This is a genomic window from Bradyrhizobium viridifuturi (assembly GCF_001238275.1).
Lineage (GTDB): Bacteria > Pseudomonadota > Alphaproteobacteria > Rhizobiales > Xanthobacteraceae > Bradyrhizobium > Bradyrhizobium viridifuturi.
In genome coordinates this window covers 26707-49055 of sequence record NZ_LGTB01000043.1, presented here as the reverse complement: position 1 = coordinate 49055, position 22349 = coordinate 26707, and the positions used below count along the sequence as shown (strand labels likewise).

The window sequence follows — 22349 nt, the reverse complement described above, 5'->3', positions numbered from 1 at the left end:
CCGGCCGGCGATACCTGCGCAGCGATCGCAACAACAGATAGGCGCTAAAGAGCTTGTTACGACGCCGCGCGCTCCGGTGCTGCGAACAGGCGTCCCAGCAGCGACTGGGCGGAATCGGTCGGCAGCAGCGTGGCAACGCTGACGGCCGGCTCGGCCCTGACGTCGCGGCGGCCGTTCTGGGTGTGGCGCATCACGCTCGCGAGGCGCCGCGTGATCGCCTGCGCGTTGCGCAGGTCGGTGCCGGCGAACGCCACGACCAGCGAGCGGTCGTCATAGACAGCGCCAAAATCGGCCTGCCGCATCAGCCGGCTGATGATCCGCGCGCCGTCGAATTGCGCACGCGGTTGCGCGTTGTCGAAGGTGAAGCGGGCCACCGAGATCGCGCCGCCGCGCTCGGCGGTGTGATAGATGGCGGTCGCGAAGTCGCGCTCGAACGCGGCCTTGGTGAGCAGGCCGGTGCGGGGATCGATCAGGCCCTTGGCGTCGATCGCCTTGAGCATGCGGCCGAGCCGCGCCTCGAAGGCATGCTGCCGGATCATCGGCAGCGCCATGTCGGCGACGCGGGTCGGCCCGGCCGTGACGATCTCCAGATTGGGCAGCTCGTAGCGCGGCGTGAGCTCGCCGGATGCGACGATCACGGGCAATGGACGGAAGCGAACGTCCTCGGTCAGCACCGTCAGGAACGCATCCATCACACGCGGCGTGAAGCCCTCGGCCAGCACGATGCCGTCGATGTCGCGGTTGGAGAGATGTTTTGCAGCCGCCTCGATGCTGAGCGCGCCAACCACGCCGGCGCGTTCGCCGAGCGCAACCGACAGCGCCGGATAGGCGCCGCCACGGCCGATCAGGAGCGCCGTGGCCTCTCCGACCGGATCGATATCGGACATTGCGATCGGCGCCGGCGGCACCAGGCGGCGCATCACGGTCGCATGCAGCGCGCGAACGCGTAGGGATGCGTTGAGCCGGGCGACCAGGCGATCCGGCATGCCCTTGTGCTGGAAGAACGCGATCACGGTATCGGGCAGGGTGGTCGCGGGATCGACCGCGATCAGCGGCAGATAGGGCGCGCGGGCGGCGGCGCGCTTGGCAAGGCCCGACAGGGTGACGAAGTCGACGCCCTCGGCGGCCGCGATGATCGCCGCCGGTTTGACCTGCTCGATGGCGCGCCCGACCTCGCTCCAGTCAGTGACGACGACCGGAAACAGCTTGGTCTCATCGAGGACCGCGGCGAACGGCGGCTTTGCCGACGCCGAGACGATGAGAACCGGACCTTGTTGAGACATTCGAACGCTCGAAACCAATGCTTAAGAACAGCAACGGCTGCGATGCTAGTTGGCATGGCTTAATGCGGCGTCAACACAATGCTAAGACTAACGCAATGATAAGATTTTAGGGCGTCCCGGTGCCGCTACGGTCGCGAAACGCCTCGACCATCAACGGGTTAAGCCCAAGTTCTGTGAGGGCGTCGCGGGCCCGGGCATTGTCCTGGGCCCGCCCGGCGAGCCGGTGGCCGCTGAGGCGGTCCGGCAATGCCGTCAACAATGCGCCCTGGCCGAGCCGGCGCGACCATTCCTGCAGTTCCTGGGCAAGGAAACGGTAGCCGCCGACCGTCATGACCCCCGACGGCGGGGCGGTGATGTTGACGGCGCCGGTCACGCGGTCGAGCCGCGCGGCGTATTCGGTGTCGACGTAATCGCGCGGCGGCGGCGCGATCAGGCTGTCGCCCGGAGGTGGCGGCGGCGCATAGGCGGCGACCGGCACCATCGGGCCGCGCAGGCCGAGCGTGCCTTTCGGGGTCAGCAGGATCTCGCCGGCGATCGATGCGCCGGGCGCCTCGCGCGGCGCGCTGTGCGGACCCGGCTTGATCGGCGCCGGCGATCCGTCCTCGGCGCTGCGGCGGGCGCCGAACAGCCCGGCCTCGCCGAACAGATAGACGTCGGTCATGGTCACCCGCCGCGAGGTCCAGTGCGCACTGGAGGCAACCTGCTCCGGCGTGCGCCACAGGCCGATCACATTGCGCAGGGTGGGCAGCCGCTCCGACAGGCCTTGCTCGTCGAGCTTTAGCGCGAGTTGCGCCGGCGCGATCAGCGTGTCGCAGCCGTGATCTTTGAACTGGGCTTCAAACGTCTCCTCGTCGAACGGGTGATGCATGACAAGCGTTCCGCCTGACAGCAGCCAGGTCACCAGCGACGCACAGATGCCCGCAAACGACATCGGCGCGAACGCCGACATGATGGTGGCGCCTTGTGGCAGGTCGCTCTCCAGCGACATCGCGAGCCCGCCTGCGATCAGGCCGAAATGTGCGCGCGGCACCGGACGAAAGCCGTCGCTGGTGACGTCGAACGAGATCAGCGCCGGCTTGCGGCCATCCTCGATCATGCGACGCGTGGTTCGGGAGTCCTGCAGGATCGCCTCGTCGAGCGACGACATGCCTTCAGGCAGATCGGTGCCGAAGCCGCAGACGTGGCGGATGGAGAAGGCTTCGGCCGCAGCGTTCATGGCGATGTCGGCATAGGAGACGCCGTCGATCTTGCCGCAGGTGACGATCGCCCGCGCAGCGGTGCGGTTGAGCACCGACGTCAGCTCGGCCTGCCGCCACAGCAGCGGCAACGGCACCACGACGAGGCCGACCCGGTGGGCAGCGAGGAGTGTCAGGGCGAACTCGACCGTACCGGGAAGCTGAACCGCGATCACCGTATTGGCCGGCAATCCGATCTCGACGAAATGGGCTGCAATCGCGGTGATGGCGCGGTCGGCCTGCGCGTAGGTCAGGCGCTTGCGGGTCTGTCCGGTGATGCGTTGCTTGTTGAGCGGATCGACCAGCGCCAGCGCCTCGGGCTGCCGCGCCAGCGTGCGCTTGAACAGCGTGTCGAGCGTTGGCGAGGTGATCGACTGGTTCAAGGGTTCAACGTCGGTTGCATCGCTTCGATCGGACCAGATCATACGGCGTGCGCTCGCATCATCTGGATTGCGCGCCGGGCTTCTGCCACCAAGTCTCCGGCAGGTAGCCCGTCAGCGCCGTGGTCGAAGGCCGTTCTATCCGATTCCACCGCGCGATCCATTGCTCTCCCAAGTTAAATAGGGGGATAGCGTAGAAGCCCGACGTCAGGGCCCGGTCCAGTGCCCGCACCGCCGAGACGAAGGCCGGCCGCTCCCGCGCCGCCAGCAGCGCCGCGATCATGGCGTCGATCGCGGAATCCTTGGCGCCCATGTAATTCCGGGTGCCCGGCACATCGGCGGCCTGGCTTCCCCAGTAGAACCACTGCTCGTTGCCGGGCGACAGCGACTGGTCCCAGCGGATGGGGATCATGTCGTAGTCATAAGCGACCCTGCGCTGCTCGAATTGCACCGCGTCGACCACCCGCACCGCGGCGTCGATGCCGGCGCGCTTCAGGTCACGCTGGTAGGCGAGGGCGATCCGCTCATGCTCGCGGCTCGTCACCAGGATCTCGATGCGGAGCGGCGTCCCGGTCGAACGCTGCTTCAGCACCGTGCCGTCGAGCGCGTAGCCCGCCTCGGACAACAGCGCGAGCGCATCGCGAAGGATGGTGCGGTCGCGCCCCGAGCCGTCGGTGACGGGGAGGTGATAGCGGCCTCGAGGATGTCAGGCGGAATGTGCGGCAGATAGGGCTTCAGCAGTTCGCGCTCGCGATCGTCGGCGGGGCGACCATAGGCGGACAGTTCCGAACCGGCGAAATAGCCGCCCGAGCGCGAATAGAGTCCGAAATAGTAGTTGCGGTTGATCCATTCGAAATCGAACAGCATCAGCAGGGCCTGCCGCACCCTGACGTCGGCAAATTTCGGCCGCCTGGTGTTGAACACCAGGAATTCAGACGGTTGCGGCGTGCCGATCTTGATGGCCTCGCGGATCACCTCGCCGCTCTTGGCTGCGGGGAAATCGTAGCCATCGTGCCAGCGCAGCGGCTCGGGCTCGGTCCTGAAGTCATAGAGGCCGCGCTTGAACGCCTCGAACTGGCCGTTGGCGTCGCGGTAGTAGTCGAGCCTGATCTCGTCGAAATTCCAGAGGCCCCGATTCACCGGCAAGTCGCGACCCCAGTAATCGGGATTGCGGGTGAAGGTCACGCTGGTGCCGGGCTTCACCGCCGTCACGCGATACGGGCCGGAGCCGATCGGCGGCGCCAAGGTGGTCTCCTCGAATCTGGAGACGTCGGTGGCGTGGCGCGGCAGGATTGGCATCAGGCCGAGGATCATCGGCAACTCGCGATCCGCGACGCCGCCGAAATCGAACCGCACCGTGAGCGGGTCGAGCACCTCGGTCTTTGCGACTTTCGAATAATACTGGTGATGCAGCGGACGGCCGTGATCGCGCAGCAGCTCGAGCGAGAACACCACGTCGTCGGCGGTGACCTCGTGGCCGTCGGAGAAGCGCGCCCGAGGGTCGATATGGAATGTCACATAGCTTCGGGCGTCGTCGGTCTCGACGCTGCGGGCGAGCAGGCCGTAGAGCGTGAATGGCTCGTCATTGTTCCGCACCAGCAGGCTTTCGTAGACATAGCCGCGCTCATAGGCGTAGCCCCTCAGCTGCTGCACGGCGAGGCCCCTGACAATCAAGGGGTTGAGGCTGTCGAAAGTGCCCTCCCGCGGGCTCAGGACCAGCCGGCCGCCCTTGGGGGCGTCTGGATTGGCATAGGGCAAATGGGTGAAGTCGGCCGGCAGCGCGGGTGCACCGTGCATCGCGATCGCCTGGCTCTCGGCGGCCGCCGCGGGGGCCAACGCGCCCGTCAGCAGCGCCGGGACGAATGCCAGGAAGAATGCAAAGGCGAGCCGGATGGCGGCCAGTGCGGCGCGCCCACCGTGCCCGGGAACACGTGCGTGAGGCGCCGGATTTGATTCGCGAAACGTCACGGCCGAGGTTTATCACAGGCCGCTGAAACTCGTCGTCACATAGGCGCAAATGCGCTTGTCGGCATTGATCTTTCCGCGCGCCGCTGTATTGAAGGCGTGCAATTCGAAGGCGGGAACGCCTGTCACGTATCCGCCTCAATTGACTAGGAGACAGCCGCCCAAACGGCTATGTGTCGGCGCCTGCAGCGGTTTCGGGCGCTGCCGTTCAGAAAGGGTTTTCCGCAATGAATTTCCGTATCTTGGCCGCCCCGGTCCGGCCGCATGGGCGAATTGTTGCCCTGATGGCGGCGACGGCATTCTCTGCAGCGCTCCTGGTTCCTGCCGCTCAGGCCCAGCAGCCGGCAGCGCCGGCGCCCGCGGCACCGAAGGCTGCGCCCAAGGCGGCACCCAAGGCAGCTCCGAAGGCGGCTCCGGCGGCCCCGGCGCCCGCAGCCCAGGCACCGGCCGCAGGTGCGCCGCCCGCTGCGGCTGCCGGCCAGCAGCCGCCCCAGGATCAGCAGATCCAGCTCATCTACGCCCCCTGGACCAAGTTCTGTCTGAAGGGCCAGGAAGCCAACGCCAAGCAGGTGTGCTTCACCGGCAAGGACGGCCGCATCGAGTCCGGCCAGCCGGTGATCGCCGCCGTGATCATCGAGCCGGAAGGCGAGCCGAAGAAGATCCTGCGCGTCACGCTGCCGCTCGGCATGCAGCTCGTGCACGGCACCCGCATCATCGTCGACAACAATCCGCCGCAGCAGGCGCCCTACGTGATCTGCTTCCAGAACGGCTGCATGTCCGACTATGAGGCAACGCCCGAGCTGATCGCCAACATGAAGAAGGGCCAGAACCTCGTGGTCCAGGCGATCAATTCGAACGGTGCGCCGCTGACGCTGCCGCTGCCGCTCAACACCGAATTCGCCAAGGCCTTCGACGGCCCTCCGACCGATCCGAAGGTGTTCGAGGAAAACTCGAAGAAGCTGCAGGAAGAGTTGCAGAAGCGCGCCGAAGAGCAGCGCAAGAAGCTGGAAGGCGCCGGCGCTGCTGGTGCGACGCCGGCTCCGGCCAACCCCGCAGCCAAGTAAGCGTTCAAGCGCTCACGACATCGCGAGATCATCGCAAATCAGAAGGCGCCCGCAAGGGCGCCTTCTTTGTCATGCGATACGGACTGGCTGATGGCAGCCTGCAGCGCTGGTGATTGCGCAGGTCGTGTGCGATGGTCGCGTGAGGCAAATCGATCGCGCCAAGCCGCATCACCATTGCCTTGTCCGGACAAGTCCTCGGGCGTCGAAGCACAATCATAAATCCGTCACGGGAGGCCAGGCGAAGCGCGGCAAGCGCGCCTTCGTTGCGCAACCACGCGCGTGGTCTTCCGCGGATCCTGGCCGCTGTGCCGATCGATGATGGCGCGATGCGACCGGACCTCGCCTGGGCCGCAAGCCCGTTCGCAGTCATGGAAGTCGCCAATGTCCCAGCAAGTCAGCAAGCAGCGGCGGGAACCGCTCTCCCGGCCGAAGAACGAGGCTTTGCCGCCGAGCGGCCGCGCTTCGGCCGATGCGGAGAGCCGCCTCGACCAGGACAATGTTCCCGGCGCGTTTCATCCGGGCATCATCCACCTCTCGTTGGCGATGGGCGGCTTCGCGATCGGCATCGCCGAATTCGCGACCATGAGCCTGCTGCCGTTCTTCGCCCACGACCTGCACATCAGTGAGCCCCAGGCCGGCCACGCGATCAGCGCCTATGCGCTCGGCGTCGTGGTGGGCGCGCCCGTGATCGCGGTGCTGTCGGCGCGTATGACGCGGCGGACGCTGCTGATCGCGCTGATGGGCTTCTTCGCGCTGATGAACGGCCTCTCAGGGCTCGCGCCCGACTATCACACCATGCTGGTGCTGCGCTTCCTCGCCGGGCTGCCGCACGGCGCGTATTTCGGCATCGCCATGCTGGTCGCGGCCTCGCTGGTGCCGATGGACAAGCGCACGGCGGCGGTCGGCCGCGTCCTGCTCGGCCTCACCATTGCGACGACGATCGGCGTGCCGCTCGCCAACGGGGTGGGGCAGGCGATCGGCTGGCGCTGGGCGTTTGCGATCGTCGCCGGCCTTGCGCTGCTCACCGCCATCCTGGTCCTGATGTTCGCGCCGCGGGACGTCGCCAACAGCAATGCGAGCCCGCTCCGCGAGCTGTCCGCGCTCGGGCGCAAGCATGTCTGGCTGACCTTGGCGATCGGCGCGACCGGCTTCGGCGGGTTGTTCTCGGTCTACACCTATCTCGCCTCGACCATGCTGGCGGTGACGCACGCCTCTCCGGCGCTGGTGCCGGTGACGCTCTGCGTGTTCGGGGCCGGCCTCACCGCCGGCAACATCATCGTGCCGCGCTTTGCCGACCGCGCGCTGATGGCGACCGCGGGCGGGCTGTTGCTGTGGTCGGCGGCGACGCTGGCGCTGTATCCGCTGGCGGCGTTGAATTTCTGGACGCTGAGTGCGGATGTCTTCCTGATCGGACTCGGCGGCGCGCTCGCCACCGTGCTGCAGACCCGGCTGATGGACGTCGCGGGCGAGGCGCAGAGCCTGGCTGCGTCGCTCAACCATTCCGCATTCAACACCGCAAACGCGCTGGGGCCGTGGCTCGGCGGAATGGCGGTAGCGGCGGGCTATGGCTGGACCTCGACCGGCCTGGTCGGCGCCGGATTGGCGCTGGCGGGGTTCGTGGTCTGGACGATCGCAGCGGCGCTGGCCAAGCGTGACGGGGTATGAGGCGGCCGGCCGGGCCGCGGTGCTGCGGGTCAGTTCAGCGACGGATTGCGCGGACGATAGCCGCCCGACTTGTCCTTGATGAAGATCTCCGCGACCTGCGAGTGCCGGATCGGTTCGCCGGAATCATCGGGCAGCAGGTTCTGCTCCGAGACATAGGCGACATACTCGGTCTCCGAGTTCTCCGCGAGCAGGTGGTAGAACGGCTGGTCCTTGTGGGGCCGCATGTCCTCGGGAATCGACAGCCACCATTCCTCGGTGTTGTTGAACTCCGGGTCGATATCAAAAATCACGCCCCGGAAGGAGAACACCCGGTGACGGACGATCTGCCCGATCTGGAATTTGGCGGTGCGCGCTTTGATCATGGTTCGTCGATAGACCAACATTGTGGCCGATGCTAGGGGCTAAGCTTCGAATTAACCCACGGTTTACCGATTCCAGACCTGCAAAAACGACCCGAAAACCGGCCGAGAAACTACTTTCAGAATGATCGATATCCTCAATCTGGCGTTGCCGTATTTCGGCTTGATCTTCATCGGCTACGCATGCGGAAAAGCCAAGGGTTTGCCCGAGAGCGGGCTCGCCTGGATGAATTTCTTCCTGCTTTACGTTTCGTTGCCAGCGCTGCTGTTCGGGATCATGTCCAAGACCCCGTTCGCGGAGCTGAACAACCCGCCATTCCTGATCGCCACCACGCTCGGAACCGTGATCGCGTTCTTCCTGGCGATGCTCGCAGGCAAGCTGATGGGCCGCCTGTCGCTGCGCGAGGCGACGCTTGCGGGGCTGTCGGGCGCCTACGGCAATATCGGCTATATGGGTCCGGGCCTGGCGCTTGCCGTGCTCGGCGCCAAGGCGGCGGCGCCGACCGCGCTGATCTTCTGCTGCGACAGCATCTTCCTGTTCTCGATCGTGCCGCTGCTGATCGAACTCACCGACCGCGACCATCCCTCGCTGCTGCACGCATTCGGCGTGGTGCTCAAGCAGATCGTGCAGAACCCGCTGATCATGTCGGCGGTGTTCGGCGCGCTGGTCGCCGCGTTTCACGTTCCGATTCCGACGGCGCTCGACCGTACCATCCAGTTCCTGCAGAACGCCGCGGCGCCCATGGCGCTGTTCGCGCTCGGCGTCACCGTGGCGCTGCGGCCGTTCGAGCGGGTGCCGTGGGAGGTGCCGGGCGTGGTTGCGATCAAGCTGCTGATCCATCCGCTGCTGGCATTCGGACTGATGCTGCTGTTCGGTCCGTTCGCCCAGCCCTGGGCGGCGACCGCGGTGCTGATGGCCTCGCTGCCACCGGCGCTCAACGTGTTCGTGATCGCGCGGCAGAACGACACCTGGATCGAGCCGGCATCGGTCGCGGTGCTGATCGGCACCTTCGCCTCGGTGGTCACGCTGACCAGCGTGATGTGGTTCATCCAGAGCGGACGGCTGGTGTTTCCCTAAGCGAACACTACCGCCGCCATGACGGCGCGAGGCCCTCGCGCATCGCCAGCCGCCGCAGCGGGCCGAACGCGCCGAGCACATGCAGGCCAGCGGCGCGCGCGGTCTGCACGCCGAGGAAATCGCTCAGCAGCGAGCGGTTGGCGATGTCGATCGCCCAGGTCCGGCTGGCCACATCGGGGCGCCGCGCGGCCTGATAGCGCGCCAGCACGTTTGGCGCGCCGGGATCCTCGCCGCGGCCGATCGCCTGGCCCGTGATCTCGGCGATATCGGCGGCATCGCGCAGCCCCATGTTGAGGCCCTGCGCGCCGATCGGCGGCAGCACATGGGCGGATTCCCCGACTAGCGCGATCCGGTCCCTGGCGAACTGCCGGGGCCGTTCGATCGCGAGCGGAAACACGTGGCGGCCGCCCTGGACCTCGACGCGGCCGAGAATCGAATGCGATTGCCGCTCGGCCGCTTCAGACAATTCGTCGTCGCTGAGCGCCGTCAGCCGTTCGGCCTCCTTGGGTGTCGAAACCCAGACCACGCTGCTGCGGTTGCCGCTGAGCGGCACGAACACGCAGGGGCCATGCTCGGTGTGAAACTCGGTCGAGATGTTCCGGTGCGGGCGGCTGTGGCTGATGTTGAAGGTGAGGGCGGACTGCCCGAGCGCGCGGCTCGTCACTTCGATGCCGGCAGCCTCGCGGGACAATGAATTGCGCCCGTCGGCACCGACCACGAGCCGTGCCCGCAGCGATTGGCCTTGCCGCGTCACCACGGTGACCCCCGCATCATCCGGCTGCACCGAGGCGGCCTCGTCGTCGAACCGCGTCAGCGCGGCGACCTCGCCGGCGCGGTCCTCGAGCGCTGCGACCAGCGCGCGATTGTCGATGTTGAAGCCGAACTGCTCGCGGCCGATCTCGTCGGAATTGAATCGCACTTCCGGTGCGCGGATCAGGCGGCCGGTGTCGTCGACGAGGCGCATGGTCTTGAGCGCGGCCGCCTTGTCGCTGCAGCGTCGCCAGACGTCGAGCCGCTCCAGGATGTCGGTCGAGGCGCCAAGCAGCGCGGTGGTGCGGTTGTCGGCATAGGGCGTGCGCCGCGCCAACAGCGCGCTCCGCGCGCCGGCGTCGGCAAGGGCGATCGCAGCCGTCAATCCGGCCGGACCACCGCCTATTACGATAACGTCATAATCCAGCGAGCTGTCGGTCATATCAGGACATTTGACATGCTTGGGCCAATTTTCAAGCCATCGGTAACCACTGAAAGTTTCCAACGATTTGCGCGGCCGAACGCCGCAAGACTACATATGCAAAGTGGGCCGATTCCTGATAGCACTCGGCCGATGGAGCCCTCGAGCCAGCCTGATGCGCTGCCAGAACGGATGCGGACCGCCGCATTCTCCGTTCATATTTTCACGGCGCTCGGCGCCGGGGTCGCGCTGCTGGCGATGCTGGAGGCCGTGCGCGAGCACTGGGCCAACATGTTCGCCTGGCTCGGGCTCGCGCTGATCATCGACGGGATCGACGGCCCGCTGGCGCGCCGGCTCGACGTGGTGCGGCTGCAGCCGAACTGGTCGGGCGAGGTGCTCGACCTGGTGGTTGATTTCGTCACCTACGTGTTCGTGCCGGCCTATGCGATCACCGCGAGCGGCATGCTGCTGCCGCTGGCGGCGCCGATCCTCGGCATCGGCATCGTGGTCTCCAGCGCGCTTTATTTCGCCGACCGCCGCATGAAGGCCGACGATAACCATTTCCGCGGCTTCCCGGCGCTGTGGAATGCGGCGGCGTTCTACCTGTTCCTGCTGCATCTGCCGCCGGTGCTGTCGACGGTCGTGGTCGCGCTGCTGATCGCGCTGACCTTTGCGCCGTTCCACGTGCTGCACCCGTTCCGGGTGGTGCGGCTGCGCTGGCTGACGCTGTGGCTGCTCGCCGCCTGGGCGCTGCTCGGCGCCTACACCCTCGCCAACGATTTCGTGGTCGGTCCCTCGATCACCTTCGGTCTCTGCGCCATCGCCGTCTACATCGTCGGCAGTGATACCGTGATCCGCCGGATGAAAGCCTTCAGAGCATGATGCAATTGATTACCAGCCCGGAAGCCTGGGCGGCGCTGTTGACCCTGACCGCGCTCGAGATCGTGCTCGGCATCGACAACGTCATCTTCCTGTCGGTGCTGGTTTCGCGGATTCCGCAACCGCAGGCCAACCGCGCGCGGCAGATCGGCTTGCTGCTGGCGCTGGTGTTCCGCATCATCCTGCTCAGCGTCCTGGTCTGGCTGATCGGGCTGACGCAGCCTGTGATCACCATCTCGAGTGTCGCGCTGTCGTGGCGCGATATCATCCTGATCGGCGGCGGCCTGTTCCTGATCGCGAAAGCGACCCACGAGATCCACGCCGAGGTCGAGGCGCGTGACGTCGAGGAAAACGACAAGCCGAGCCCCAACGCGTTCTTCTGGGTGATCGTGCAGATCATCATCATTGACCTGGTGTTCTCGCTGGATTCGATCATCACCGCGATCGGCATGGCGCAGGACATCGAGATCATGATCGCGGCTGTCGTGATCGCGTGCATCATCATGTACATCTCGTCGGGACCGGTGGCGCGGTTCGTCGCAGAGCACCCGACCACCAAGATGCTGGCACTGGCGTTCCTGGTCCTGATCGGCGTCGCGCTGGTGGCCGACGGATTCCAATTCCACATCCCGCGCGGCTACATCTATTTCGCGATCGCGTTCTCGGCCGCGGTCGAGGCGTTCAACGTCATGGCCAAGCGCAACCGCAAGAAGGTGGCAGGCTAGCCCGGTTCCGGGCCGCTTGGTTGACAAGGCGGCGCCGATGGCATTCGCTCGGGCAAGTCAGTATTTGAGGGGAGCGACGACATGACCAAGGCTGTGCGCGTGCACAAGGTGGGGGGCCCGGAGGTCCTGACCTATGAGGATGTCGAGGTCGGCGCGCCGGGGAACGGCGAGGTCCGGATCCGCCAGCATGCGGTCGGGCTGAACTTCATCGACGTCTATTTCCGCACCGGCCTCTACAAGGCGCCCGGCCTGCCGTTCATCGCCGGCAACGAGGCCGCGGGCGAGGTTTTGGCGGTCGGTCCGGGGGTGACCAATTTCCACCCCGGCGATCGCGTCGCCTACTACTACAACCTCGGCGGTTACGCCTCCGAGCGCGTCATCCCGGCGGACAAACTGGTCAAACTGCCCGACCACATCACCTACGAGCAGGGCGCTGTGCTGATGCTCAAGGGGCTCACGGTCTGGTACCTCTTGCACAAGACCTTCAAGGTCGAGCAGGGCCATCGCGTGCTGATCCACGCCGCGGCCGGCGGCATCGGACTGCTCGCCTGCCAATGGGCGCGCGCGCTCGGCGCGCATGTCATCGGCACCGTGGGCTCGAAGGCGAAGGCCGATCTCGCGCTCGCCAATGGTTGCGACCACGTCATCCTCTACAACGAGGAGAACTTCGTCGAACGCGTCAAGCAGATCAGCCGCGGCGAGCTCTGCGACGTGGTCTATGACGGCGTCGGCAAGACCACCTTCCCGGGATCGCTGTCGTGCCTCAGGCCGCGCGGCCTGTTCGTCTCGTTCGGCAACGCCTCGGGTCCGGTGCCGCCGTTCCCGCTCGCCGAGCTCAACAACCACGGCTCGCTGTTCGCGACGCGGCCCAAGCTCAACGACTATGTCGGCACCCGCAAGGAGCTGCTCGAAGGCGCCGACACGCTGTTCGCCGCCGTGATCAACGGCAAGCTGCACGTGCCGATCAACCACGCCTATGCGCTGAAGGATGCGGCCAAGGCGCATATCGACCTGGAGAGCCGGGCGACCACCGGCGCGGCGATCTTGCGGCCTTAGGCAGATCGCCATTTCGGGGCGATGCGTCAGCATCGAACCTCAGGTGCGCAATTGCGCACCGGGGAATCTCGAGGTTCCGGGTTCATCGCTGTTGCGATGCCCCGGAACGACGAGGTCTCGCCTTACGCCACCCGTCTTGCCGCGCCGATCTTGGTCAGCACGGTATCAAGGCAGTCAATGACAGCGGAAATCTCCTCCCGCGTCACATTGAGCGCCGGCATGAAGCGTAGCGTCTCCGGCTGCGGCGAGTTGACCAGCACGCCGGCCGCGAACGCCTCGGCGACCACGGCCGCGCCGATCGGCATCTTGAGGTCGAGCGCGAGCAGGAGGCCGCGGCCCCTGATCTCACCGAGCCCATGCCGCGCCGACAGCCGCTGCAATTCGCGCTCGAGCAGCAGCCCGGTGTCGGTGACCGATTTCAGGAAATCGGGCTTGCCGATCTGATCGAGCACGACAATCCCCGCGGCGCACATCAGCGGATTGCCGTTGAAGGTGCCGCCCTGATCGCCGTGATCGAAGCACGAGGCATGCTCGGTCGCGAGCAGCGCTGCGAGCGGCACGCCGCCGCCGATGCCCTTGCCGAGCGTCATGATGTCGGGCTCGATCGCGGCGTGCTCATAGCCGAACAATTTTCCGGTCCGGCCCATGCCGGTCTGGATCTCGTCGACGATCAAGAGCAGGCCGCGCTGCTGGGTCAGCGCGCGCAACTCCCGCAGGAATTCATCCGTGGCAGGCCACACGCCGGCTTCACCCTGGATCGGCTCGAGCATGACCGCGACCGTCGACGGGGAGATCAACTTCCGCACCGAGTCGATGTCGTTCAGCCGCGCTTTCCGGAAGCCCGACACCTTCGGCTCGAACAGCGGCTCGAATGCCTTCTTGCCCGAGGCCGACATGGTCGCGAGCGTCCGGCCGTGGAAGCCGCCTTCGAAGGTGATGATCTCGTGCGCTCCGTTCTTGTACTTGGCGCCGAACTTCCGCGCGAGCTTGATCGCGCCTTCGTTGGCTTCCGCGCCGGAATTGGCGAAGAACACCTGATCGAAGCAGCTGCTGTCGACCAACAGCTTCGCCAGTTTCAGGCTCTGCTCGTTGTAGAAGGCCGGGCTCGGCGTCAGCAGCCGCCGGGCCTGCGCGGCCAGTGCGTCGGCCACGATGACCGGCGAATGGCCGAGCGGATTCACGGCCCAGCCCTGCACGAAATCGAGATAGCGGTTGCGGTTGGCGTCCCAGAGGTACGAGCCGGCACCGCGCACGAACACGACCTCCGGGCGGGCGGTGATGTCCATCAGCGCGTCGAACGGAGGGCTAGCGTTGGTCATATCGATCTCCTCTAGGGGCAGTCGTTGGGAAAAAGGGCGGGCCGAAAAGCAAGAAGGCCGCGCTTTGGGGCGCGGCCTTCTCGAAAACCCTGGCTGATATCAGCTAATCAGCGATGGCGTCGGACACGGCGCAGCCCAGCATCGTCGCGGGTGCGACGACGGTTGATGGCGCGGCGGTGGGTCCGGTTCAGCTTCATGGCGGAGGGCCATACAGCCGAAAGGGCGGCGGTGTCAAGCGGGAGGTGATATCGCACGCAATCGGCTCGCGGAGCGTGTTAGGCTGCGACGAGGCAATCCTGGAGGTGGCGCTGTGATCAAGCTGCTGATCGAACGAGATCTTCCGGCCAATTTCGATGTGACTGATGACGCGCAAGCGGCGCGTCATGCGCGGATTGCGCTGGACGCCATCGTTGCGACGCAGGGCAAGATGCACTGGCTGTGCACCTACGCGACCGACGATCGCAAGCTGTTCGGCCTCGTCGTGGTCGAGAGCGAAGAGGTCGTCGATGCCTATGTGCGCAATGCAGGCATCGGCAGCTCGGTCCGTATTCATCGCGTGCTGCGGACGCTCGATCCGGCACTCGCAGCCCCCACGCCGGGCGCGCGTCATTCGATGCCGTAGCGCGCGAATTCCTTTGTGATGTCGGACTGAATCGCCTGGGCGGCAACGATGTCGGCTTGCGCCGCGTCGCTGTCGCCCTTCTTCCGTCGCGCGACGCCGCGGCCATAGAGCGAACTTGCAAGCTTCGGGTTGATCTTCAGGGCAGCGTCAAAATCCGCAATCGCAGCGTCAGGCTCGCCGAGCTTGAGGCGACAGATGCCACGGCTGTCGAGCGTGTAGGGATCGTCCGGGTTCCATTGCAGCGACTGCTCGCAATCCGCCAGTGCCTGCTGAGCTTCGCCCATGATCACCCGCGTCAGGCAACGCGCATTGAGCGCCGCCGCGTATTTCGTATTGAACTTGACCGCGTTGCTGAAGTCGTCGAATGCCCGGGTGTAGTCCTGCCGTTCAAGATAGAGGTTGCCGCGCGCGTAGTAGTCGCGGTAGTCGGCCGCATCGAGCCGCAGCGATTGATCGAAATCGGCCAGCGCCCGATCGACATCGCCGCGATCGCGAAACACCCGGGCGCGGTTGCCGTAGGCCGCCGCGTAGCGAGGATCCAGCCGCAGCGACGTATCGTAGTCGGCCAGCGCGCGTTCAAGATCGTTGCGGCCGCGCCAGGCATTGCCGCGATTGTAATAGGCGAGCGCGAACTTTGGATCGAGACGGATGGCGTGATCATAGTCGGCCATTGCACGATCCGGCTCCTTGGCGTCGATGTAGGAGTTGCCGCGATTGTTGTAGTACCAGGCATCTCCAGGGCTGAGGCGGATGGCCTCATTGTAATCCGCGATGGCGAGACGCGGTTCACCACGGTCGCTGTGGGCGATACCGCGGTTGTACCGAGCGATCTCATCCCGAGGATCAAGCGCAATGGCCTGATCGAGATCGGCGATGGCCGCAACGATATCGCCCTTGCGGCGATAGGCCTCGCCGCGATTGGCCAGTCCCTTGCCACGCATCGGCTCGTATTTGATCACTTCCGTGAAGTCGGCGATCGCGCGATCGAGATCGTTGCTTTCGAGATAGGCGCCGCCACGATTGAGGAAGACGCCGGCGCGTTGCTTGTCGCGCAGTTTTCGTAAGGCAAGGAGAAAGCTGCAGCCGCCGATGCGTTGCGCGGGGTCCTGCTTGCCGAAGCACCAGGTCTGGGCCGTGGCTTCGGAGGACGGCTGCGGCGCGGCGAGCGCAGCCGTGGCGGCGAGCGCCGGCACGAGTTGGATGAGGACGGCCACGGCCAACCGGCCGCGCACCAGCAGTCGCTTCCGTGATTGCCGCAAGACCAGGCTCCATGCGACCCGATGGCCGCCATAGCTTTGTGAGCCCAGACCGCGGCCGGGTTCACAAGAGCGGACGCCGTTCTGCATCCGCGGAACGCCTTGAAATACAGACCGGAGCTAGAATCCCGCGACGCTGCCGTGCAGGTCGTATTCGTCGGAACGCTCGATCTTGGCGGTGACGATCTCGCCGATCTTGAGCGGGCGGCGGCTGGTGAGATAGACGGCGCCGTCGATCTCCGGGGCATCGGCCTTTGACCGACCCTTGGCCACGGTCGGGCCGACTTCGTCGATGATCACCTGCTGGCGGGTGCCGACCTTGCGCTTCAGGCGGCGCGCGGAAATTTTCTGCTGCCGTGCCATCAGCGCATTCCAGCGCTCCTGCTTGACCTCGTCGGGCACCGCATTGGGAATTGCATTCGAGGTGGCGCCGGCGACCGGCTCGTATTTGAAGCAGCCGAGGCGATCGATCCCGGCTTCATCGAGCCAGTCGAGCAGATAGGCGAAATCGGCATCGGTCTCGCCGGGGAAGCCGACGATGAAGGTCGAGCGCAGCGTCAGCTCCGGGCATTGTTCGCGCCACTTCTGGATCCGCGCCAGCGTCTTCTCCTGTGCGGCCGGGCGCTTCATCGCGCGCAACACGTCGGGGCTCGCATGCTGGAACGGGATGTCGAGGTAGGGCAGCACCTTGCCCTCGGTCATCAGGCCGATGACCTCGTCGACATGCGGGTAGGGGTAGACATATTGCAGCCGCACCCAGGCGCCGAGCTCGCCGAGCTCCTTCGCGAGGTCGAAGAATTTCGCGCGGACGCTGCGATCCTGCCACGGGCTCTCGGCATATTTCAGGTCGACGCCATAGGCCGAGGTGTCCTGCGAGATGACCAGCAATTCCTTGACGCCGGCCTTCACCAGCTTCTCAGCCTCGCGCAGCACGTCATTGGCCGGCCGCGACACCAGGTCGCCGCGCAGCTTCGGGATGATGCAGAAGCTGCAACGGTTGTTGCAGCCTTCGGAAATCTTCAAGTACGCGTAGTGCCGGGGCGTCAGCTTGACGCCCTGCGGCGGCACCAGGTCGACATGCGGGTTGTGCGCCGGCGGCAGCGCGCGGTGCACGGCATCCAGCACGCTCTCATATTGCTGCGGCCCGGTGATCGACAGCACGCCGGGATAGGCAGCCTCGATCTGCTCCGGTTCGGCGCCCATGCACCCGGTGACGATCACCTTGCCGTTCTCGGCCATCGCGTCGCCGATCGCGGCCAGCGATTCCTGCTTGGCGCTGTCGAGGAAGCCGCAGGTGTTGACGATGACGATGTCAGCGCCGTCATGCTTGCGCGCGAGCTCATAGCCTTCCGCGCGCAGCCGGGTGATGATGCGCTCGGAATCGACCAGCGCCTTGGGGCAGCCGAGACTGACGAACGAGATATGGGGCGCTCTTTCCATGTGGTCGCCTGGAGCCTGATCTGAACTGTTCGGATATGGCCATCTAACTAGTTGATCGGATAGCGCAATTCAATCCCTTGGCTTCCACAAAGGACAAAATAACGCTCGTAATTATCGAATGAAACCAGTGCCTAAGAGCTGAAAGTTTCCTGACCGATGAAAGTTCGTTCCTGTCGAAGCGTTTCGAGCAGTGCCATGGCCGCTCTATTCGCCTGCGCTGGGTGGACACTCCCGCTGGCTTCGACGGCCGCGGGTGAAGTGCCGAGTCCGTTTGCTGATCCTCCGGGCTATCACCGGCCGGTCACACCACCGGCCCCTGGACCAGCGGACGCGAAGCCGGCGGTCGGTCAGCAAGCGCACGCACGTCCCTGGGTACAGCTGCCGTCGCCGCAACTCGCAGCGCGATTGCAGGGATGGCGTGTCACCTTCGTGCCTGACAAGTCGGTACCTGATCCTGCGAAAGGCGTGTTTGCGTCGTTTTCCTACCTCAGCAACGACTCGACGGTCCGGCTCTTGAAAGGTGGTTTGCCGACTCCGGTCAAACTGACCCCAGTCGCCTGGCGGAAGCGCTTCATTCCAAAATCAGAGAGCCGCACCGATCCGAACGATCAGGTGATGACACAGGAACTGGTGGCTGTGCTTTCGGAGCGCGAGATTGCGCAGTTCATCACCTCGCAGCGGCTTGGCAGTCCGCGCCTGGTTGTTGGACAGAATCTTGCCGTTGCATTGGTGCAGGAGTTCGACGCTGCGCTGAGGACGCCCGGGCACAAGGAGCACATCTGGTCGATCAACTGGCGGGTCGAGACCAACCCCGGCAAGACCGACGACTATGTCGGCTACGAGGCTTGGGGTTTGTTCACGCGAGTCAACGGAGCGTTGAAGCCCTTCCACCTTGCCGCCCGTGAATCATCGTCGAGTGGTGAGAATTCAGACTACTTCTATCTGCTCGCCACCGGCGATCTCGACGGCGATGGAATCGATGAGATGGTGGTGCGGGAAATGATCTTCGAAGCAGAGGAAGACTACGTTCAACTCTGGGCATGGGAGCGCGGCATACCGGTCGCGGTCAGCAAGATTCCTGGCCCGCGCCGCAATTGACGAGATGATCGTCCAGACGACAGCCGCGTTCGGCGCGGCGACCTCTTGCATATCTTGCCAAATCTGCCTGATTGATGGGCAGGAGCTAGTCCCAATTGCCGACAAATACAACCCTTTGCCGGGCCATTTGCCGTGATATGGATGCATCTTGCCGGGTTAAGAGTTGCCGATGAGCGCTGAATCGTCTCCCAAGATCGTCATTGTCGACGAAAGCCCGATCCGGGCGGCCATCCTGGAGGAGGGGCTGCGGGAAGCCGGTTATACGGACGTGGTCCATATCAGCGAGATGCAGAGCCTGCTGTCGCGGATCTACGCGCTCGATCCCGAGATCATCGTCATCGACCTCGAGAACCCCAGCCGCGACGTGCTGGAGCAGATGTTCCAGGTCAGCCGTGCCGTGCGCCGGCCGATCGCGATGTTCGTCGACCAGAGCGACGCCGCATCGATCCAGGCGTCAGTGGAGGCGGGCGTCTCCGCCTATATTGTCGACGGCCTCAAGAAGGAGCGCATGAAGCCGATCCTCGATCTCTGCGTGTCCCGCTTTAATGCTTTCGCCAAATTGCAGGACGAGCTCGACCGCACCAAGCACGCGCTGGAGGAGCGCAAGGTGATCGACCGCGCCAAGGGCATCCTGATGAAGGTGAAGGGGCTGACCGAGGAAGAGGCCTATGTGCTGATGCGCTCGACCGCGATGCGCGAGAAGAAGAAGATCGGAGAGATCGCGCAATCGATCCTGACGGCGTCGGAGCTCTTGAAATGACCACACCCTTGCACGTCGGGTTCATTCCGCTGGTGGACGCAGCCGCCCTGATCGTCGCTGTCGACAAGGGATTTGCCGCAGCCGAAGGCCTCGACGTCGCCCTGGTGCGCGAAGTGTCGTGGTCGAACGTCCGCGACAAGCTCAATATCGGCCTGTTCGATGCCGCCCATCTGCTGGCGCCGGTCGCGATCGCCTCCAGCCTCGGGCTTGGCCACGTCAAGGTGCCGATTGCAGCGCCGTTCAATCTCGGGCTGAACGGCAACGCCATCACGGTGTCGCCGGCGCTGCATGCCGCGCTGATGCAGGAGATCGACGGCGACCGCTTCGACCCGATGGCGACCGCGCAGGCGCTGGCCCGTGTGGTTGCGAAGCGTCGCAAGAGCGGGGCCGAGCCGCTGACCTTCGGCATGACCTTCCCGTTCTCCACCCACAATTATCAATTGCGGTTCTGGATGGCCGCCGGCGGCGTCGATCCCGATGAGGACGTCCAGCTGGTCGTGTTGCCGCCGCCCTACATGGTGGACAGTCTCGCCAGCGGCCACGTCGATGCGTTCTGCGTCGGCGCGCCCTGGAATTCGATCGCGGTCGATCTCGGCATCGGCCACATCCTGCATTTCGTCTCCGACATCCTGCTCAGCGCGGTGGAGAAGGTGCTCGCGGTGCGGCAGGGCTGGTCGGAGAAGAATCCCGGCGTTGTCGCCTCACTGGTGCGCGCGCATCTGCGCGCCGCTGAATTCATCGAGCAACCGGAGAACCGGCCCGAGGTCGCCCGCATCCTCAGCTCACCTGAGCGGCTCGGCGTCGACGCCAGCGTCATCCAGCGCACGCTCGATGGACGATTGAAGATCTCGCCCGACGGCACCATGCGCGAAAGCAATCGCTATCTGCTGGTGGGGCGCGAGGCGGCGGCGCGGCCTGATCCGGCGCAGGCGGCCTGGCTCTATGCGCAGATGGTGCGCTGGGGCCAGACGCCGTACCGCCCGGAGGCACTGAAGGCCGCAATGGCCGTGTTCAGGCCCGACCTCTACGACGCCGCATCCGGACGCCCGGCGGGCGCCTCCAGCGCCATCGGCGCGTTCGCCGGTCCGCCGTTCGATCCGGCCGACATCCCGGGCCATCTGGCGGCGTTCAGGATCGGCCGCTGGAAGCCCTGAATGCGGCGCGGCTGCCGACGCCATCGGGGCGTCCGGCTCCTTTGCATGGGGTTGTTTTCAAGATTTTCAGTTGCCGCGGGACTGGCGCGGGTTCCCGACGCCTCGAATTGCAACGAATAAGATTCTCGGGCGAACCCGTGAGGAAGAAAAATCCTCCGGGAACCGGGTTCCTGGCGGGTGCGGCGTCGCTATTTTTGCCACCCGCTTGAATTGCGGCGCGAACGATATTCCATATGCCCGAGAATGGGGCGTTGGAGATCGACCATGCGCGAGCTATCGGCGGAGGCCCGCCTGCACTTTTACGCGCGACACGTTTCAAGGAAGTCCGGAGCTGGAGTTCACACGGCCGCGCTCTACAGCGCCTTTGCCGTGATCGCGGCGATCGTGTTCGGCACGCTGTCCGTCCACCCGTTCTGAAAGCTTCTCAAAATTCAAAAGCCGCCGTCTGATGCGATCAGGCGGCGGCTTTGTATTGGCTGGATGCGGATCGCTCAGTAGTGGCCGTAACCGTATCCATAGCCGTACCCGTACCCGCGACCGCCGCAGGTGTTGCAGGTCTGCTGAACCGGTGCGTAGTAGGAATAGCCCGGTGAGACCATCTGGGTGCGTTCCTGGGTGGCGTATTGCGGCGGGATGCGCTCATAGGCGACGCCTTCGGGCGCGACCATCACCGTCTTCGGCACCATCACGGTACGATACTGCGCCGGCGTGCGATGCGCGACGACGTGGCCCGGCGCCACCATCACGGTTTCCTGCACCGTGCGGTACTGCGGCGGCACCGTCTGCACCTGATAGCAGGTCGTGCAGGGCTGGGGCGGCGGCGTATAGCAGCTGTAGCAGCCGGCGGAGGCCGCACTGGTGAAAGCGGCCGTGGCAACCGCTGATATTGCGAGGAAGAGGCTGGTGCGGAACATGCTTTGGTACCCAATTTCCTGAGAGGACAATCAAAGGCTCGGAAGCTGCACCTAGCAATCAAACGGCAAGTTTGGGTTTAAGAAGACTCTTAACGGAATCTAAAAGGGTCGGCGCGGTGGCCGGCCCTTGCTGATAGATGCTTCGCGGCTCAGTGCGCGGTGTTGAATGGCGCAACCGCGATGCCGGCCTGCTTCAACGCTGCGCGCAGATCGCGCGCGATCTCGACCGCGCCATGCGTGTCGCCATGGATGCAGACGGTATCGGTCTGCATCTTGATCACCTTGCCGGTGACCGAGACGACCGCGCCATCCTGCACCATCCGCACCACGCGCTCGGCGATCGCCTTGGGATCGTGCAGCACCGCGCCCGGCTTCTTACGCGACACCAGGTTGCCATCATCCTCATAGGCCCGGTCGGCAAACACCTCATGCGCCATCCGTAAGTTGGCGGCTTCGCCGGCGCGCACCAGCTTCGAGTTTGCGAGCACCACGAACACGAGGCTCGGATCGACGGCCTTGATCGCATTGGCGATCGCCCGCGCGGTCATGTCGTCCTCGCAGGCGACATTGGAAATCGCGCCATGCGCCTTCACATGGGTCACCTTGTGGCCGGCCGCGGTTGCGATCGCCTGCAAGGCGCCGATCTGGTAGGCGATCAGGTTCTCGATCTCCGAGGATGTCAGCCCCGGCATCGGACGGCGGCCGAAACCATGCAGGTCGCGATAGCCGGGATGGGCGCCGACGCTGACGCCGCGCGCCTTCGCGAGCTCGACCGTCTTGCGCATGATGTCGGCATCGCCGGCATGAAAGCCGCAGGCGACGTTGACCGAGGTCGCAAGCTCGATCATCGCCGCATCATTGCCCATTTCCCAGGGGCCGAAGCTTTCACCGAGATCGCAATTGAGGTCGACAGTTTTGGTCATGAC

20 protein-coding genes and 1 pseudogene are annotated in these 22349 nt (G+C 65.3%); 11 read left to right on the top strand and 10 right to left on the bottom strand.

From position 1 onward, the window contains the following. Positions 1–56: 56 nt before the first annotated feature. From ALC15_RS32265 to ALC15_RS32255, 3 genes and pseudogenes are all read right to left on the bottom strand, one after another. Positions 57–1283 carry a nucleotidyl cyclase domain-containing protein gene (locus tag ALC15_RS32265; RefSeq protein ID WP_050630778.1) on the bottom strand — a complete coding sequence of 409 codons (1227 nt, stop codon included), beginning with the start codon at positions 1281–1283 and terminating at the stop codon, positions 57–59. 106 nt (positions 1284–1389) lie between these two features. Next, positions 1390–2901: an AMP-binding protein gene (locus ALC15_RS32260; RefSeq protein ID WP_050630819.1), complete on the bottom strand. Its 1512-nt coding sequence runs from the start codon at positions 2899–2901 to the stop codon at positions 1390–1392. A 58-nt stretch (positions 2902–2959) separates the two neighbouring features. Further along, positions 2960–4695: pseudogene (locus ALC15_RS32255) on the bottom strand (extracellular solute-binding protein). A gap of 395 nt (positions 4696–5090) precedes the next feature. On the opposite strand from ALC15_RS32255, the gene ALC15_RS32250 reads away from it, so the two are divergent. Next, positions 5091–5927, top strand: coding sequence for an invasion associated locus B family protein (locus ALC15_RS32250; RefSeq protein WP_050630777.1), 837 nt, complete (start codon positions 5091–5093; stop codon positions 5925–5927). 381 nt (positions 5928–6308) lie between these two features. Then, positions 6309–7592 (top strand): MFS transporter, encoded by a 1284-nt coding sequence (locus tag ALC15_RS32245; RefSeq protein ID WP_200914712.1) that lies wholly within the window; start codon positions 6309–6311, stop codon positions 7590–7592. 29 nt (positions 7593–7621) lie between these two features. On the opposite strand, the gene hspQ is transcribed toward ALC15_RS32245, so the two are convergent. After that, positions 7622–7954 carry a heat shock protein HspQ gene (gene hspQ / locus ALC15_RS32240; protein WP_050406639.1) on the bottom strand — a complete coding sequence of 111 codons (333 nt, stop codon included), beginning with the start codon at positions 7952–7954 and terminating at the stop codon, positions 7622–7624. Between the two features lie 121 nt (positions 7955–8075). Here hspQ and ALC15_RS32235 point away from each other — a divergent pair, with 121 nt between their 5' ends. Then, positions 8076–9029 carry an AEC family transporter gene (locus ALC15_RS32235; protein ID WP_050630776.1) on the top strand — a complete coding sequence of 318 codons (954 nt, stop codon included), beginning with the start codon at positions 8076–8078 and terminating at the stop codon, positions 9027–9029. A 7-nt stretch (positions 9030–9036) separates the two neighbouring features. Here ALC15_RS32235 and ALC15_RS32230 read toward each other — a convergent pair whose 3' ends face one another. Next, a complete protein-coding gene (locus ALC15_RS32230) occupies positions 9037–10221 on the bottom strand; it encodes a UbiH/UbiF family hydroxylase (protein WP_050630775.1) in 1185 nt (394 codons plus the stop codon). A gap of 132 nt (positions 10222–10353) precedes the next feature. Here ALC15_RS32230 and pcsA point away from each other — a divergent pair, with 132 nt between their 5' ends. The 3 genes from pcsA to ALC15_RS32215 all read left to right on the top strand — a co-directional run bounded on the left by pcsA (position 10354) and on the right by ALC15_RS32215 (position 12860). Next, positions 10354–11082, top strand: a complete 729-nt coding sequence (gene pcsA, locus ALC15_RS32225; protein ID WP_050630774.1) for a phosphatidylcholine synthase — start codon at positions 10354–10356, stop codon at positions 11080–11082. After that, the gene (locus tag ALC15_RS32220; RefSeq protein WP_050630773.1) at positions 11079–11804 is read left to right on the top strand and encodes a TerC family protein; all 726 of its coding nucleotides are present in this window, start codon (positions 11079–11081) and stop codon (positions 11802–11804) included. The genes pcsA and ALC15_RS32220 overlap by 4 nt, the downstream gene beginning before the upstream one ends. A gap of 81 nt (positions 11805–11885) precedes the next feature. Continuing rightward, positions 11886–12860, top strand: coding sequence for a quinone oxidoreductase family protein (locus tag ALC15_RS32215; RefSeq protein WP_050630772.1), 975 nt, complete (start codon positions 11886–11888; stop codon positions 12858–12860). 122 nt (positions 12861–12982) lie between these two features. Here ALC15_RS32215 and ALC15_RS32210 read toward each other — a convergent pair whose 3' ends face one another. Continuing rightward, positions 12983–14179, bottom strand: a complete 1197-nt coding sequence (locus ALC15_RS32210; RefSeq protein WP_050630771.1) for an acetylornithine transaminase — start codon at positions 14177–14179, stop codon at positions 12983–12985. A gap of 310 nt (positions 14180–14489) precedes the next feature. Here ALC15_RS32210 and ALC15_RS32200 point away from each other — a divergent pair, with 310 nt between their 5' ends. Further along, positions 14490–14801 (top strand): hypothetical protein, encoded by a 312-nt coding sequence (locus ALC15_RS32200; RefSeq protein WP_050630769.1) that lies wholly within the window; start codon positions 14490–14492, stop codon positions 14799–14801. On the opposite strand, the gene ALC15_RS32195 is transcribed toward ALC15_RS32200, so the two are convergent. Together ALC15_RS32195 and rimO are read right to left on the bottom strand one after the other, a co-directional pair. After that, positions 14786–16015, bottom strand: coding sequence for a tetratricopeptide repeat protein (locus ALC15_RS32195; RefSeq protein WP_210168612.1), 1230 nt, complete (start codon positions 16013–16015; stop codon positions 14786–14788). The two genes, ALC15_RS32200 and ALC15_RS32195, sit on opposite strands and share 16 nt — an antisense overlap. A gap of 162 nt (positions 16016–16177) precedes the next feature. Continuing rightward, positions 16178–17497 carry a 30S ribosomal protein S12 methylthiotransferase RimO gene (rimO, locus tag ALC15_RS32190; RefSeq protein WP_050630767.1) on the bottom strand — a complete coding sequence of 440 codons (1320 nt, stop codon included), beginning with the start codon at positions 17495–17497 and terminating at the stop codon, positions 16178–16180. 195 nt (positions 17498–17692) lie between these two features. Here rimO and ALC15_RS32185 point away from each other — a divergent pair, with 195 nt between their 5' ends. The 4 genes from ALC15_RS32185 (at position 17693) to ALC15_RS44955 (ending at position 20926) form a co-directional block, all read left to right on the top strand. Beyond that, positions 17693–18595 carry a hypothetical protein gene (locus tag ALC15_RS32185; RefSeq protein ID WP_128089642.1) on the top strand — a complete coding sequence of 301 codons (903 nt, stop codon included), beginning with the start codon at positions 17693–17695 and terminating at the stop codon, positions 18593–18595. A 169-nt stretch (positions 18596–18764) separates the two neighbouring features. Then, a complete protein-coding gene (locus tag ALC15_RS32180) occupies positions 18765–19355 on the top strand; it encodes an ANTAR domain-containing response regulator (protein ID WP_028332037.1) in 591 nt (196 codons plus the stop codon). After that, positions 19352–20509, top strand: coding sequence for a CmpA/NrtA family ABC transporter substrate-binding protein (locus ALC15_RS32175; protein WP_050630765.1), 1158 nt, complete (start codon positions 19352–19354; stop codon positions 20507–20509). Before ALC15_RS32180 ends, ALC15_RS32175 begins: the two co-directional genes overlap by 4 nt. Before the next feature lie 264 nt (positions 20510–20773). After that, the gene (locus tag ALC15_RS44955) at positions 20774–20926 is read left to right on the top strand and encodes a hypothetical protein (protein ID WP_167350185.1); all 153 of its coding nucleotides are present in this window, start codon (positions 20774–20776) and stop codon (positions 20924–20926) included. A 74-nt stretch (positions 20927–21000) separates the two neighbouring features. Here ALC15_RS44955 and ALC15_RS32170 read toward each other — a convergent pair whose 3' ends face one another. Continuing rightward, on the bottom strand, positions 21001–21423 hold the full coding sequence (locus ALC15_RS32170) for a hypothetical protein (RefSeq protein ID WP_050630764.1): 423 nt from the start codon (positions 21421–21423) through the stop codon (positions 21001–21003). A gap of 149 nt (positions 21424–21572) precedes the next feature. After that, positions 21573–22346 carry a LamB/YcsF family protein gene (locus tag ALC15_RS32165; RefSeq protein ID WP_050630763.1) on the bottom strand — a complete coding sequence of 258 codons (774 nt, stop codon included), beginning with the start codon at positions 22344–22346 and terminating at the stop codon, positions 21573–21575. Positions 22347–22349: the final 3 nt, after the last annotated feature.

Excerpts from the sequence above, each read along its gene's own strand:
- hspQ (WP_050406639.1), bottom strand. The coding sequence starts at position 7,954 with ATGATCAAAGCGCGCACCGCCAAATTCCAGATCGGGCAGATCGTCCGT.
- ALC15_RS32265 (WP_050630778.1), bottom strand. The coding sequence starts at position 1,283 with ATGTCTCAACAAGGTCCGGTTCTCATCGTCTCGGCGTCGGCAAAGCCG.
- ALC15_RS32235 (WP_050630776.1), top strand. The coding sequence starts at position 8,076 with ATGATCGATATCCTCAATCTGGCGTTGCCGTATTTCGGCTTGATCTTC.
- ALC15_RS44955 (WP_167350185.1), top strand. The coding sequence starts at position 20,774 with ATGCGCGAGCTATCGGCGGAGGCCCGCCTGCACTTTTACGCGCGACAC.
- ALC15_RS32215 (WP_050630772.1), top strand. The coding sequence starts at position 11,886 with ATGACCAAGGCTGTGCGCGTGCACAAGGTGGGGGGCCCGGAGGTCCTG.
- ALC15_RS32245 (WP_200914712.1), top strand. The coding sequence starts at position 6,309 with ATGTCCCAGCAAGTCAGCAAGCAGCGGCGGGAACCGCTCTCCCGGCCG.
- ALC15_RS32230 (WP_050630775.1), bottom strand. The coding sequence starts at position 10,221 with ATGACCGACAGCTCGCTGGATTATGACGTTATCGTAATAGGCGGTGGT.
- ALC15_RS32250 (WP_050630777.1), top strand. The coding sequence starts at position 5,091 with ATGAATTTCCGTATCTTGGCCGCCCCGGTCCGGCCGCATGGGCGAATT.
- ALC15_RS32220 (WP_050630773.1), top strand. The coding sequence starts at position 11,079 with ATGATGCAATTGATTACCAGCCCGGAAGCCTGGGCGGCGCTGTTGACC.
- ALC15_RS32175 (WP_050630765.1), top strand. The coding sequence starts at position 19,352 with ATGACCACACCCTTGCACGTCGGGTTCATTCCGCTGGTGGACGCAGCC.
- pcsA (WP_050630774.1), top strand. The coding sequence starts at position 10,354 with ATGGAGCCCTCGAGCCAGCCTGATGCGCTGCCAGAACGGATGCGGACC.
- ALC15_RS32180 (WP_028332037.1), top strand. The coding sequence starts at position 18,765 with ATGAGCGCTGAATCGTCTCCCAAGATCGTCATTGTCGACGAAAGCCCG.
- ALC15_RS32170 (WP_050630764.1), bottom strand. The coding sequence starts at position 21,423 with ATGTTCCGCACCAGCCTCTTCCTCGCAATATCAGCGGTTGCCACGGCC.
- ALC15_RS32210 (WP_050630771.1), bottom strand. The coding sequence starts at position 14,179 with ATGACCAACGCTAGCCCTCCGTTCGACGCGCTGATGGACATCACCGCC.
- rimO (WP_050630767.1), bottom strand. The coding sequence starts at position 17,497 with ATGGAAAGAGCGCCCCATATCTCGTTCGTCAGTCTCGGCTGCCCCAAG.
- ALC15_RS32185 (WP_128089642.1), top strand. The coding sequence starts at position 17,693 with ATGGCCGCTCTATTCGCCTGCGCTGGGTGGACACTCCCGCTGGCTTCG.
- ALC15_RS32165 (WP_050630763.1), bottom strand. The coding sequence starts at position 22,346 with ATGACCAAAACTGTCGACCTCAATTGCGATCTCGGTGAAAGCTTCGGC.